At 58.2% G+C, this 13800-nt stretch carries 12 protein-coding genes; 2 read left to right on the top strand and 10 right to left on the bottom strand.

The window, feature by feature from the left end:
- Nucleotides 1-3: 3 nt before the first annotated feature.
- The 5 genes from GFB49_RS13455 to GFB49_RS13435 form a co-directional block, all read right to left on the bottom strand.
- On the bottom strand, nucleotides 4-1935 hold the full coding sequence (locus GFB49_RS13455; RefSeq protein ID WP_153216406.1) for a bifunctional 5-dehydro-2-deoxygluconokinase/5-dehydro-2-deoxyphosphogluconate aldolase: 1932 nt from the start codon (nucleotides 1933-1935) through the stop codon (nucleotides 4-6).
- Nucleotides 1936-2136: 201 nt separating this feature from the next.
- The gene (locus GFB49_RS13450) at nucleotides 2137-2958 is read right to left on the bottom strand and encodes an ATP-binding cassette domain-containing protein (RefSeq protein ID WP_153216405.1); all 822 of its coding nucleotides are present in this window, start codon (nucleotides 2956-2958) and stop codon (nucleotides 2137-2139) included.
- A gap of 1 nt (nucleotide 2959) precedes the next feature.
- A complete protein-coding gene (locus GFB49_RS13445; protein WP_153216404.1) occupies nucleotides 2960-4066 on the bottom strand; it encodes an ABC transporter permease in 1107 nt (368 codons plus the stop codon).
- 77 nt (nucleotides 4067-4143) lie between these two features.
- On the bottom strand, nucleotides 4144-5019 hold the full coding sequence (locus GFB49_RS13440) for a sugar ABC transporter substrate-binding protein (protein ID WP_425505223.1): 876 nt from the start codon (nucleotides 5017-5019) through the stop codon (nucleotides 4144-4146).
- A 256-nt stretch (nucleotides 5020-5275) separates the two neighbouring features.
- Nucleotides 5276-6094 carry a MurR/RpiR family transcriptional regulator gene (locus GFB49_RS13435; RefSeq protein WP_153216402.1) on the bottom strand — a complete coding sequence of 273 codons (819 nt, stop codon included), beginning with the start codon at nucleotides 6092-6094 and terminating at the stop codon, nucleotides 5276-5278.
- 105 nt (nucleotides 6095-6199) lie between these two features.
- On the opposite strand from GFB49_RS13435, the gene GFB49_RS13430 reads away from it, so the two are divergent.
- Together GFB49_RS13430 and hppD are read left to right on the top strand one after the other, a co-directional pair.
- Nucleotides 6200-7324, top strand: coding sequence for a Gfo/Idh/MocA family protein (locus tag GFB49_RS13430; protein WP_153216401.1), 1125 nt, complete (start codon nucleotides 6200-6202; stop codon nucleotides 7322-7324).
- Between the two features lie 218 nt (nucleotides 7325-7542).
- Nucleotides 7543-8649: a 4-hydroxyphenylpyruvate dioxygenase gene (gene hppD, locus GFB49_RS13425; protein WP_153216400.1), complete on the top strand. Its 1107-nt coding sequence runs from the start codon at nucleotides 7543-7545 to the stop codon at nucleotides 8647-8649.
- A 32-nt stretch (nucleotides 8650-8681) separates the two neighbouring features.
- Here hppD and GFB49_RS13420 read toward each other — a convergent pair whose 3' ends face one another.
- The 5 genes from GFB49_RS13420 to GFB49_RS13400 form a co-directional block, all read right to left on the bottom strand.
- Entirely contained in the window at nucleotides 8682-9101 is a 420-nt protein-coding gene (locus GFB49_RS13420; RefSeq protein ID WP_194269345.1) for a MarR family winged helix-turn-helix transcriptional regulator, read from the bottom strand.
- Between the two features lie 495 nt (nucleotides 9102-9596).
- On the bottom strand, nucleotides 9597-10937 hold the full coding sequence (gene glmM, locus GFB49_RS13415) for a phosphoglucosamine mutase (RefSeq protein ID WP_153216398.1): 1341 nt from the start codon (nucleotides 10935-10937) through the stop codon (nucleotides 9597-9599).
- A 55-nt stretch (nucleotides 10938-10992) separates the two neighbouring features.
- Entirely contained in the window at nucleotides 10993-11988 is a 996-nt protein-coding gene (gene folP, locus GFB49_RS13410) for a dihydropteroate synthase (protein WP_343032573.1), read from the bottom strand.
- Nucleotides 11985-12911 carry a dihydroneopterin aldolase gene (locus GFB49_RS13405; RefSeq protein ID WP_153216396.1) on the bottom strand — a complete coding sequence of 309 codons (927 nt, stop codon included), beginning with the start codon at nucleotides 12909-12911 and terminating at the stop codon, nucleotides 11985-11987. Before GFB49_RS13405 ends, folP begins: the two co-directional genes overlap by 4 nt.
- A 134-nt stretch (nucleotides 12912-13045) precedes the next feature.
- Nucleotides 13046-13687, bottom strand: coding sequence for a cell wall hydrolase (locus GFB49_RS13400; RefSeq protein WP_153216489.1), 642 nt, complete (start codon nucleotides 13685-13687; stop codon nucleotides 13046-13048).
- Nucleotides 13688-13800 lie beyond the last annotated feature (113 nt).

Here is a 13800-nt window from a genome sequence, read left to right as displayed (position 1 = left end):
CTCTTATCCTTCGTTACTCGGCCACTGGGCCTTGCCCTCTGCCGTCTGACGCGCTGTGTCCCAGATCTCACAAAGACGCTGATATTTGCCCGCCATATCGGCCACCGCATCCGCGTCCGAGATCTCCCCGGTCATATAGGCCTTGGCCGCATCGCCAAAAATGGTACGCCCCACCGCAAAGCCCTTGACCAGCGGATAGGCCGCCGCCACTTCAAAACTGGCCGCCAGATCCGCCTCGGACGCCGCAAGCCCCAGGATCACAATACCCCGGGTGTTGGCATCATTGCGGGTGATCGCCGCCACCGTGGCCTCCCAGGCCGCAGATGTGGTCATCGGCTCCAGCTTCCACCAGTCAGGGTAGACGCCAATATCGTAAAACCGCTGGATCACCTCGGCCGTTGTGGTGTCATTCACCGGACCCGCCTTGGAGGGGATCACCTCCAGCAGCATCTCCAGCCGGTTGCGGCGACAGGCTTCAAACAGGCGTTTGATCGTGTCTTCGTGGTCGGCCTTCATCTCATCCGTGTCATCGGGGTGATAAAAACACAGAACCTTCACCACATGTTCCAGCGGCCATTCATTCAGCCCACCAAAATCGGCGCCGATCTCAGGCTCCAGCCGCAGCGGCCGTGAACCGGGCCATTCCACCGGGTGGCCGATCCACAACCCCTGGCCCGCCGCCTTATAAAGCGCATCGCGCCCCAGGCGGCTGTCACACAACAGACCATAGCCGGGCTGCCCTTTGGCCACCGCCGCGGTCGCCTCCAGACACAGCTCCTTGAAGCTGCCGATCTTGGCGTCTGTCGCACCCTCCAGCTCTTCCAGCTGCATGCGGTGGTCATAGGCAAAGACCCGCATGCTGGACCAGTCGCCCTTGCGGTTGGTGGACCAATGCAGCTGCTCCAGCTCGAGATCCTTGCGCAGCGCCTTCTCCTTGACCCCGCGCTTCAGGAAAAACTGCAACTCCTCCCAGCTGGGATAGGCCGGGGTACAGCCATGGCGGCTGACCGCAAAAGCGCCACAGGCATTGGCATAGGTCAGCGCGGTGGGCCAGTCTTCCCCCTCGATCCAGCCCTTCAGCAGGCCGGACATAAACCCGTCCCCGGCCCCCAGCACATTGAACACGTCGATCGGAAAGCCCGGACCGCTTTCGCCGTCATCCAGACTGTCGGGAATGTCACCGCCAAAGGCCACAGCCCCCATCGGACCGCGTTTGCACACCAGCGTCGCAGCCGACACCTGGCGCACCGCGCGCAGGGCCGCAATTGTATCGGTGGTGCCCCCGGCGATATGGAACTCTTCCTCGGTGCCCACAATCAGGTCAAACAGATGCAGCGTCGACTGCAGCTTCTCGGTGACCGCCTGGCTTTCGACAAACCGGCTCTCACCCTCGCCATGGCCCGCAACCCCCCAGAGGTTCGGGCGGTAATCAATATCCAGCGCCGTCTGCGCGCCGCTTTCACGGGCCAGGTGCAGCGCCTTCAGCGTCGCCGCCTCCACATTCGGATGGCTCAGATGGGTGCCCGTGGCCACCACCGCCTTGGCCGAAGCGATAAAATCCGGATCAATGTCATCCGCGCTCAGCGCCATATCGGCGCAGTTCTCGCGGTAAAAGATCAACGGGAACTGTTCCTGGTCGCGAATGCCCAGAAGCACCAGCGCCGTCAGACGCTCGGGGTCGGTGATCACACCGGTGGTGTCCACCCCCTCACGCGCCAGCTCCTCGCGGATGAAGCGGCCCATATGTTCGTCGCCCACCCGGGTGATCAGCGCCGATTTCAGCCCCAGGCGCGCCGTGCCCGCCGCAATATTCGTGGGCGAGCCGCCGATGTATTTGTTAAAGGAGGACATATCCTCCAGCCGCCCACCGATCTGCGCGCCGTAAAGGTCGACCGAGGACCGCCCGATGGTGATCACATCGAGATGCTTGTGCATGGTCTTTTCCTCTTCAGGACTTCAAAAGTTTCCGTATCCCAGGCGGTGCAGGCTGCGGGATCCGTCCCCGCTGCGCCCGCCCTGGCCCTCTTGTGCCGTCTTTGCGGCGGGGAGAAGCAGCACCCCTCCCCGCGCCCCCGCATCGCCTGCCCTTCGGGAGGAGGGGTCAGGCTGCGGGTTGTCTCTGCCCGATCCGCCGTGTCAGATCGTGCCCTCAAGCGACCCTTCCAGCTGCGCAAGCTCCTGCCCGCCCGCCATCAGATCCTGCAGCTCGTTCGGGGTGATCTCCCCCCGTTTGGCCGTGCCAAGCGTCTTGCCGCGATTAAGAACCGTAAACCGATCCCCCACCGCAAGCGCATGGCGCACGTTGTGGCTGATAAAGACAACGCCCACGCCCTGGTTGCGCACCTTGTCGATGGTGGCCAGAACATTGGAGGTCTGACGCACCCCAAGGGCCGAGGTCGGCTCATCCAGGATCAGAACCTTGGCGCCAAAATAAACCGCACGCGCAATGGCAACCGTCTGGCGCTCGCCCCCCGACAACGTGCCAACCGCCTGATCGGGACCGCGCAGGTTGATGCCCATCTTGCGCATCTCTTCCACGCAGACATCATTGGCGTGCTCCACATCAAAGCGCTTCAGCAAACCGCGCCCCTTGGTGGGCTCGCGCCCCATGAAGAAGTTGCGCGTCACGCTCATCAGCGGGATCATCGCCAGATCCTGGAACACGGTGGCAATCCCGGCCTCCATGGAATCGCGCGGACTGTTGAAGTTCATCGGCTTCCCTTCAAAGAGGATCTCCCCTTTGGTGGGTTTGTGAACCCCCGACATCGTCTTGATAAACGTCGATTTCCCCGCGCCGTTGTCCCCTAGAAGGCAGTGGCATTCACCGGGGCGCACATCAAAGCTCACCCCCGCCAGCGCGATGATATTGCCAAAATGCTTCTCGATGTTCTTCATCTGCACGATCGGAGCCGCAGCATCAGCCGCATCACCGTGGTGGAATTTGGTATCCTCAGTCATATCAGCGCTCCCCTGTCACACGTTTGCGGATCGCATTGTTGAACAGAACAGCAATCAGAAGCATCGCCCCCAGGAAGACCTGGAACCAGTCCTGGTCAAAATCCGTATAGGTCAAGCCAATCACAACCATGCCAAAGATGATCGAGCCAAAGAACGCACCGATCGCAGAACCATAGCCACCGGTCAGAAGACAGCCGCCAATCACCGCCGCGATGATCGCCTCGAACTCTTTCTGGAAGCCGCGCCGCGCATCGGTCGAACCGGCATCCATCACCGTGATGATCGCCACCAAAGCCGCACAGCAGGCCGTCAGCATAAACAGAGAGACCTTGATCTTGCGCACCGGAACACCGGAATTCGACGCCGCATTGCTGTCCCCGCCCGACGCAAAGATCCAGTTGCCTGCAGGCGTGCGCAGCAGCACGTAGGTCGCCGCCAGCGCAATTGCGATGAACCACAGGATCTCAACCGGAATGCCAGGCACCTTGGGCGCACCGCTTTTGAAGGTGGCAATCATACCCGCCTCCGCCAGCCAGGCAAACAGGCCGCCAAAGGCCTCGCCCGAGAACACCGGCGCAAGCCAGTCTCCCTCGATCGCATCGCGCACGCCGCGCAGCTGGGTCGAGCCTCCCGTGGCCAGCTTCAGACCCACCAGCGACAGACCCCGCAGGATAAACAGGAACGCCAGCGTTACAATGAAGGACGGAAGCCCCGAACGCATCACGATATTGCCGTTGATCGCACCCACAAGCGCCGCAAAAACAAAGGTCATCGGGATCGCAACCACCAGAGGCAGCGACCAGTTCACCACACAGACCCCAAAGAACAGACCCGCAAAGGCCACCATCGAGCCAATCGACAGGTCAAACTCACCGCCGATCATCAACAGGGCTGCCCCGATCGCCAGGATCCCCAGCTGCGAGGCAGGGGTCATAAAGTTCATAACCCCCGAGAGGCTGAACATCGACCGGTCCGCCGTGATCGCAAAAAACAGAAATACAAGGACCACGCCCGCGATGGCACCCAGCTCAGGGCGTTTCATCAATTTGGTGAGAAGCGGTTCAGACTTGATCCTCTCATCCCCGGCATCTTGAGTTGTTACACTCATGTCTTCCTCCCAGAGTGAGGAACGGCGCCTGACGCGCCGCTCCGTTTGGTTGCATTCGGATTAAATCCGGCCCGGGCTTAGCGGATGCCCTTGGCCGACAGATCAACAACCTGACCGGCTTTGTCGGCGGTGATCAGGTTCGGACCAGACGGCACATTGCCACCCGGCATCAGACCGTATTTGGCGTGCAGCGCCAGGAAGTTCACCGCCAGGTACCCCTGCAGGAACTGCTGCTGGTCAATTGCAAAGGCCGCGTCGCCCGCCATGATCGACTGCAGGAACGGCGCAGACATATCAAACGTGGCAACATTCACATCACGGCCAGACGCTTTGGCCGCCGCAACCGCAGGCTCACCCGCAGTCGACGCTCCCAGCGCCATGATGGTGTCGATGCTCTCATCAGACGACAGCGCCGCCGCAACCTTGGCCTCAACCTCGGTCGGGTCATTGGTGGTCGGAAGAACAGACCCCGTGCCGCCAAATCCCGCAAGGAAACCCTCGCAGCGCAGATCCAGCGCAACATTGCCAACTTCCTGGTTCACACAGATCGCAGAGGTGCCGCCCATGCCCGCAAGCTTCTCGCCCGCAGCCTTGCCCGCATCATATTCGTCCTGACCCACATGCAGCAGCGCGCCCAGACCCTTGGACACATCAGAACCAGAGTTGATCGAAATCACGGGGATACCTGCTTCTACCGCGCGTTCGATTGACGGGCCAAGCGCGTCCGCATCTGGGATCGACACGACCAGACCGTCGGGCTCCTGGTTCACGGCTGCGTCAATCAACTGCGACATTGCAACCATATCAAAGGTCTCAGGAGAGCGGAAATCAACGTTCGCGCCCGTGTCCTTGCCAGCCTCTTCCACGCCGTTCTTAACAACAGACCAGAACGGGTCATTCGCTTGGCCATGAGCCACCACGATGATCTCTTGCGCAACGGCTTGCGCAGCCATGCTCAGACTGGCGGCTGTGACAACCCCTGCTAATACTCGTTTCATATTATTCTCCTCCCAGTTATCCTGCCGAGCTTTTGCTCGGCTCAAAATTCGATCCACTCCGCGATTGGCGCAGTTTCACAGATTACAAAGCAGAAAAGCTTCCTTGCACGTTCCTCCTGTGCTGGTGGTCCAGTTCGAAAATTGGAATCACCGCCCTCCCGCCATATGGAATATTCATTCTATTGAGAGGCAATACAAGTGTTTTATTCCATTATTTTTCCACCCGACGCGATCCAACGGCCACGGCAATCGTGATCGCAAGCGAAAGCGTCGCGGAGAGCGCTCGAAACGACCCAAAATCCACCTCAGAGACCGAAATGGGCCGCACGCCCGGGATATGCAGCGGGCTCATGACAGTATCGGTAATGGCCACAACGGGAAGCCCGCGGTCGGCTGCTGCTTGCGCCAGGTCCACTGTCTCTTGACTATAAGGGGCAAATGAAATCGCAATCACAGCATCCCCTCCCCGCAGAGCATGGCGATGATCAAGCTTACCTGTGCCCTCGTGCAACATGCATGGAACTTCCATTTTTTCAAATGCATAGGTCAGGTAGGTTGCAACCGGAAAAGCTCTTCGAAAGCCCACGACGTGAATCATCTGTGCCCCAGACAAAGACACGACGGCCTCATCCAGAACTCTCGGATCCACAACATTAGCGAGATTTTCCAATGACATACGACCCGCATCCACAAATTCCGCCAGCAAAGACGCTGGACTATCTGCGCCGCGCTCGCGCAGATTGGCCAACCGTGTGGTGTAATCCGGTAGCCCCGGAGAATAGGCAGTTCGAAACAGCTTTTGCATTTCGCTAAAGCCCGCAAACCCCATGACGGAACAAAACCGCATCATGGCCGACGGCTGAACACCTGCCGCACTTGCCATTTCCGCAACGGTCGAGACTGCAATTCGTTCGGTGTTTTCGGCCACATAGGTTGCGCATTGCTTCATGCGTTTTGGAAGATCCTGCGACACGTCCTTAAGCCGGGCATTAAATTCATCGATGTTTTTTGGGGCCAGCCGCGCGGTCATGGGCATCTCCTGAAAGTCATTGACAGAACGTCATGGAAGCAGGATAGCGATATTGGAATGAAAATTCCACGATGAATCTCAGGAGGAGCTTTTGGGGAGGAGCACATGGGAACACCGTTAAATGTAGCCCTGGTCGGCACCGGCTTTATGGGCAAAACACATGCGCTTGCGTGGCGCAACTTGCGCGCGGTTATGGGCGGCGCGCGCGAGATCCAATTGGAACTGCTGTGTGATATGCCCCTTGCACAGGCGCAGGCCACGCAAGCCCAATTTGGTTTTGCCCGCGCAACGGAGGACTGGCAAGCGGCAGTGGCGGATCCCAATGTCGACGTTGTTTCAATCACAACGCCGAACCACCTGCACAAAGAGATGGCTCTGGCCGCCATCCATGCTGGAAAACATGTGTGGTGCGAGAAACCGATGGCCCTCACCCTGGCCGAGGCGCAAGAAATGTCAAAGGCCGCCGCTACGCAAGGCGTGCAGACAATGGTTGGGTATAACTATATTCACAACCCGGCCTTCACCCACGCGCAGCAGCTGATCAAAGATGGCATCATTGGCCGCATTGTTCATTTCCGCGGCTGGGTGGATGAGGATTATCAGGCAGACCCCAACCTGGCCTGGACCTGGCGTGCAAAACTTGCCGATGCAGGCCTTGGCACATTGGGCGATCTTGGGTGCCATCTGGTCTCAATGGCCTATGGCCTCTGTGGCCCGGTTGAAAGCCTGATTGCGGACATGCAGACTGTCCATGAAACGCGCCCTCTTGCAGATGGGACTGGCGCAGCAACGGTTGAAAATGAAGACACCGCAACTGCGCTGGTGCGATTTGCCAGCGGCGTTCAGGGCTCGCTGTCCACCTCTCGCTCTGCATGGGGCCGCAAGAACCGCCTGGCTTGGGAGGTTCACGGCACCAAGGGGATGCTGTGTTTTGACCAAGAACGCATGAACGAATTGCAGCTATATGTGAATGAAGGCCCCAAGAGGACACAGGGGTTTAAAACCATTTTAACTGGTCCGGAACACGGCCCCTATGGTCAGTTTTGCCCGGCCCCTGGCCATCAGCTTGGGTTCAATGATCTCAAAATCATCGAAGCTGCGCGATTTGTGGATGCGATCCAAACCGGTACTGACGCGCATCCGAATTTCGCGGACGCGCTTGGGTTTGAGAAGGTGATCCATGCAATGGCCGCCTCTGCCCGCGCGAACGGAAGCCGTGTGACGCTCTGACCCACCTCAAGCCACGAATAGTCACAGACCGCCGCCCCGATTGGGTGCGGCGGTTTTGCGTTTTGATTTCGGTTTTAGGCGATCATAAATGTTGACAAGTCAACACATATTGGAAAAGATGCCCCTGATCCCCATTATTCGTGGCGGATCCCCGCGGGCCGGGAGTTTGTTTGTCGCGTCAAGGGCACGTCAGCGCGACCAGCAATGGAGGAACGACCATGGGTCCTTTTCCACATGACGCACCCAAAGCCACCATCGATGAAAACAATATTGCCGGAACCGACGGGTTTGAATTTGTAGAATTCGCCCATCCAGACGCAGGCGCGCTGGAGGAATTGTTTGAAAAGATGGGCTATGTTGAGGTGGCGCGACACAAGACCAGGGATATTTCCCTGTATCGTCAAGGGGACATCAATTATCTCATCAACCGCGAAGCCGGAAGCCACGCTGCCGAATTTGTCGAAGCACATGGTCCCTGTGCGCCGGCAATGGCCTGGCGGGTAGTGGATGCCCAACACGCGCTGAAGTGCGCGCTGGACTACGGTGCCAAAGAATACACCGGCCCCGGAAAATCAATGGATGTTCCGGCTGTTGTCGGCATCGGCGGGTCGCTTTTGTATTTTGTCGACACTTATGGCGACAAAGGCTCCTGCTATAGTGCTGAATTTGACTGGCTGGGCGAAGAAGACCCCAAGCCAAAGGGCGCGAGTTTCTATTACCTCGACCACCTCACACACAACGTCCAGCGTGGCAATATGTCGACCTGGTATGATTTTTACGCCAAGGCTTTCAACTTCAAAGAAATCCGCTTCTTTGACATCAAAGGCCAGCAGACCGGGCTGTTTTCGCGCGCGTTGACCTCGCCAGACGGCAAGATCCGTATCCCGATCAACGAAAGCAAGGACGATAAAAGCCAGATCGAAGAATACCTGCGCCGTTACAAGGGCGAAGGCATCCAGCATATCGCTGTCGGGACCGAGGGGATCTATGACGCGGTGGATGAGATTTCAGAAAATGGAATCAAGTTCATGCCGAAGCCGCCGAACACCTATTACGACATGTCCCATGATCGCGTCACTGGGCACGAAGAGCCCATTGAACGGATGAAGGATCACGGCATTCTGATTGACGGCGAAGGCGTTGTGGATGGCGGCATGACCCGGATTTTGCTGCAGATCTTCTCCAAAACCGTGATTGGCCCGATCTTCTTCGAGTTCATTCAGCGCAAAGGCGATGATGGCTTTGGCGAAGGCAACTTCCAGGCGTTGTTTGAATCCATTGAGGCCGATCAAATTCAGCGCGGTGTCTTGAAGGCGGGCAAGTAATTTAAGCCTTTTGCCCTTACCCGTTTGTTGGGTCAGGGCTTTTGCTGTTCTGACGCCGGAATGGCCTGCGGTTCGCCAAGTTCCTGCGCCAAATGCCGTGAAAGCTTGTCAATCGCAGCCGTCAGCCCAGCCAGCTCGTCCGGGCTCAGCAGGTCCTCGAACTCAGCTTGGCGCGCAGAAAAAAACGGCTGTTCACCGGACAGCGCGTCTGTCCCTTTTGCCGAGAGCCGCAACAGCTTGCGCCGCTTGTTCTTGGGATCTGTGCGCTCTTCCAGAAATGCACCTGTACGCAACGCCGCCACAGAGCGGCTGATCTGCGCCCGATCAATCACCATAATACGCGACAAATCCGCCGCGCTGGTTTCGTGAAACAAGTCCAGCACCAACAAGATCCGGTAATCGGTCAGGTTCAGTTGCGGGTGTCGGATGTTTTTGGCGGAGTGATTGTCCATAAGCTTGCTCAATCGAGATACACGAAACGACAGATGCTCTTCGAGCTGAGACAGAGCCAACAAACGTGTTCTTGTTGTATTTACATCCAAAACATCCATCGCGTCGCCCTTGGACCTTTTTCATTTACTGCGTCAATCGCACCACAGTATCCGGTTTCTTACGGAATGTACGCCTTAAAGAGACAGAATGGAGCTGTCATGGTTAAAGGTTGCAACAGCATCAGAAAATCGCCATTCGGCCGCTGCGTCAGATTGCGTCAAACACCATAGAAAACAGCTGACACTCGGTGGTGATACCGAGCTTGCGAAACGGTCGATGCGTGTGGTTTCGGACAGTTCCAGCGGTGACGCGGGCATCACATAGGCATCACCGCGAGGGGAATTTTCAAACTCTCGCGGAAACGCAGGAAATGGGCGTGACGGAAAAGAGCGTCGGTGAACGCCATGTGCGAATGGATCACAACCCGAGGGCACACGGTCCGTCACTGCGCTGCGTTACACCGAAGCCTCGACCGCCTTCACGACCAAATTCGTGGTTGCAGACAAAAGGCTCTCGTCCTCACACTCCGCCATCACCCGGATCAGCGGTTCGGTCCCGGATTTACGAATAAGTAGCCGCCCCTGACCGTTCAACATCTCCTCTGCAGAGGCGATTGCGTCCTGCACGCTGTCGTTTTCGAGCGGGGTTTGCCCGGCTTTATAGCGCACGTTTTTAAGGAGCTGAGGCACCGGCGTGAACTGACGCGCCAGTTCCGAGGCCTTTTTGTCCGTGCGGACCATCTCAGCCAGGAAATGTAGCCCCGCCATCAGCCCGTCGCCGGTGGTGGCAAAGTCAGTCATCACAATATGGCCCGACTGTTCGCCCCCCAGATTAAAGCCCTGCTCACGCATGCGCTCCACGACATAACGGTCGCCCACGGCTGTCCGCTCCAACGCGATGCCATCGGCGTTCAGCGCCCGTTCAAGACCCAGGTTCGACATCACGGTCGCCACCAGCGCGTTGCCTTTCAGACGGCCATCGCGGTGCCACTGGCGCGCCAACAGCGCCATCAGCTGGTCTCCATCCGCAATCGCGCCGGTTTCATCAATCATGATCACCCGGTCCGCATCCCCATCCAGACAGATGCCCACATCCGCGCCATGGGCCACCACGGTCTCGGCTGCTGCCGCCGGTTTGGTGGACCCGCAGTCGCGATTGATGTTGCGTCCATCCGGTGACACGCCCACAGGGATCACCTCGGCACCAAGCTCCCACAGGATCTCTGGCGCGGCGCGGTGAGCAGCGCCATTTGCGCAGTCCACCACGACCTTCAACCCTTCAAGCCGCACATCACGGGACAAGGAGCTTTTGACGCGCTCGCCATAGCGAAACCGTGCATCATCAACGCGTTTCGCACGACCGATGTTATGGGATTGCGCACAGTCCACACCGGCTTCGATCAACGCCTCGATCTCCATCTCAGCGGCATCTGACAGTTTAAACCCGTCGGGGCCAAAGAATTTGATCCCATTGTCATCTGCAGGATTGTGGCTGGCCGAAATCATAACCCCCAGATCCGCACGCATGGATCGGGTCATGAGCCCCACAGCAGGTGTAGGCACGGGCCCAAGCAACAACACATTCATCCCTGTTGAGGTCAGACCTGCTGTCAGTGCGCTTTCGAACATGTAACCCGACAGGCGCGTGTCTTTGCCAATCACCACCCGGTGTCCGCTGCCGCTGTCACGGCGGAAGTAACGCCCGACAGCGGCCCCGATGCGCAAGGCCATCTCGGCGGTCATCGGATGAATATTGGCTGTGCCCCGCACGCCATCGGTTCCAAAAAGCTTCCGCATCATTTTGCCTCGCATGATCAGCCCGATCGGGTGCCGGGTCTCTTTTGGCTGCAGATTAACTGACGGACTGCCATAGGCGCAACGCCTGTTGTGTTGCCGCTACGTCGTGCACACGCAGGATCTGAACCCCCTGGGCCACGGCAGCCAGGGCCACTGCGATCGATCCCGGTGCTCGGTCTTGTGGCTCGGTGGCTTGACCGATCTCTCCAATGAACCGCTTGCGCGAGGCCCCCAACAGAATAGGACAGCCTAGACTGTGAAACAGGCTGATGTTTTTCATAAGTGTCAGATTATGTGCCTGGGTTTTTCCAAAGCCGATGCCGGGATCAACAACGATCTGATCCCGGAACACTCCAATGGCCTCCAGCTTGTCGACCTGTTCTGCAAGGAAGTCGTATACATCCAACAGAACATTGTCGTAATGCGGATCATCCTGCATCGTCGCCGGGTCGCCTTGGGCATGCATCACGCAAACCGGCACGCCGGCCTGCGCAGCCAAGGGGGCAAGCGCCGAGTCGAAGGTAAAGCCAGACACATCATTGACCAGCCCCGCCCCGGCTTCCAAAGCTTCCAGCGCGACCGCCGCTTTGCGCGTATCGATGGATATGGGAACTTCGCTCTTCTCACGGATCCCGGCAATCACGGGCGCGGTACGGGCGATTTCTTCGACCTCTTCCACCGTGGCCGCGCCTGGCCGGGTGGATTCGCCGCCGATGTCCAGGATTGACGCCCCGTCGCGCACCATTTGCAGCCCGGCCTCGCACGCCGCATCATAATCATCGTGCTTGCCACCGTCTGAAAAACTGTCCGGGGTCACATTCAGGATGCCCATGATCTTGGAGGTGGACATATCCACGCCACCGATGGCCGACCGTCGGGTCGATAGACGTCTGCGGATCTCTTCCGGGATCAATCCCGCAGGAACGATTTGTGGCGGGCGACCGCGCTCATGAATTTCGACGTCAGAAAACCATAGGGCGCTTGCCGCCAGGGAAATTGCACCTTCGGGGCGCGTCTCCCCGCTACGGACGAGAGGACGGTAATACATCACAGCTCACGTTGCTCCAGGTTTATGATGCGCGGGGGCATTGTCGTCGGCCATCCATCCTGTTCCTGTGGACCTCCAAAGATCAAGACTTCTTTGGCTCCGATAAACGCTGCAAACCACCGAGCCAGTTCCGGGCCACTTTCAACGGTCACCGCGCTTCCCTCCGGGGTGTCCAAAATAATCTTGGTCGGCGCCCAGACGCTAATCTGCCCATTTTTGAACGCCCAGTCCAGCTCTGTGCGGTTATCGACAACCACGCAACGTGGGTCCTTGTCCGCAAGCCGCCAGGCTGCCAGTTCACCGCCAAGCAGAGCCATGCGCCACCGTGCCGCTTGGGTGTCCGCCCCTTGGGCCACCGTATTGTCCGGGGCCACGCAGAACACAATTGGTGCCGCGCCTGCTGCCAGTTGATCAATCCAACTAGTCAAATTGGGGCTCTGCATCGCTTTTTCACTGAGAAAGGCCACAACAGGCGACAAAGCGGAAGAAGGCTCCACCTCCGAAACGGCTTGTCCCTTTTTGCGAACGATCTCGACTCCTAGGGCCCCAGGACCCCGGTCCAGTTTTTCAATCCGGACAAAAACACGTTCAGCCTGTGGCTGAAGCAGGATGCGATCCGCAACCCGTTCGCACAGCGTTTCCAGCAGGTTGAACCGCTCGGCAGCCAGCTCATGCGCAATCGCCTCGGTCAACCGGTCATAGGACAGGATCCGGTCGACATCATCACCCAGATCGTTGGGCAAAGGCGCGATTTCAACAACCACATTGAACTGCAGTCGCTGAACAACGTTGCGTTCGCTTTGAAACGCTCCGATTTCCACCTCGGCCAGATGGTTGCGCAATGACAGACGATCCAACGGTCGATCAGCCGTCGCAACAGACCGTGCCTCGGGGTGGGCAAAGGCCAATTCGGTTTCAGTTGTCATCACAGCTGTCCTTGTAGGATGGCACTCAATCCCGGTGCCACAGGGACCGGGGGCCTTCTCATACACCGGTTTTTTCGCCGAGGGAACAGCACAAACCTTTCGAATTGGAAACCCCACGAACGACGTGGACAGCCTTAGTTGGAGGCGGTCCGATACCGGTCGTCGCGATAGAATTTATGAACCCCGATCCGCGCCGTCTGCGTGAAACTGCGGCTCCAGCGCGGTCGCACAGCTGTGGTGTGATAATAAGTTGCGCCATCCGTCAGCTTGGTCTCGATCCCGTCCAAAACAACCCGTGCCACTTTGGACACCCGTTCATAGGCGCGTTTTTCTGCAATGATCTCTTTGTGGCCATCGCAGGTATAGGTGAACTGGCATTGGTACTTGCGCCCAGTGCCCTGGTTGACAACACCACAAGCCGTATTGGGGAATTGTTTGCTAGCGACACGGTTCATAATGACCTCGGCCACGGCAAACTGCCCTTTCACTGTTTCACCACGGGCTTCAAAGTAAAGCGCCTGCGCCAAGCACTGAAACTGAGCATCGCCGGTCGCCTGCGGACGTTGATCAAGCCAATTGTTACTAAATTCCACGATTTCGCCTTTGGCGTGCCGGTTTTTGCGGTTACCCTGAAAGAGACGTGCAAAGCGGGCGCTCGGAATCGAGTCCAAGGTGGTTTCTTCCTTCGCGAGCAAAGCGTCCAGGTTTGCTTCTGCCTGCACCGGTCCGCACAAGGACAGAGCCGCAGCAGCCGCAGCGGCAAACTTGATCTTCATCATCTCTTTTCACCCCCAAAAACACCACGTGCATGGCAAAGCTGGTGCACGCAGTCGGATCGTCTAACCGAAAGTTTTCAAAAGGTCCAGCCAGCGCATGGGTTTACCCATTT

It is taken from the genome of Tritonibacter litoralis (genome assembly GCF_009496005.1).
Taxonomy (GTDB): domain Bacteria; phylum Pseudomonadota; class Alphaproteobacteria; order Rhodobacterales; family Rhodobacteraceae; genus Epibacterium; species Epibacterium litoralis.
The sequence above is the reverse complement of the archived record's forward strand: the minus strand, read 5'-3'. Positions and strand labels throughout refer to the sequence as shown.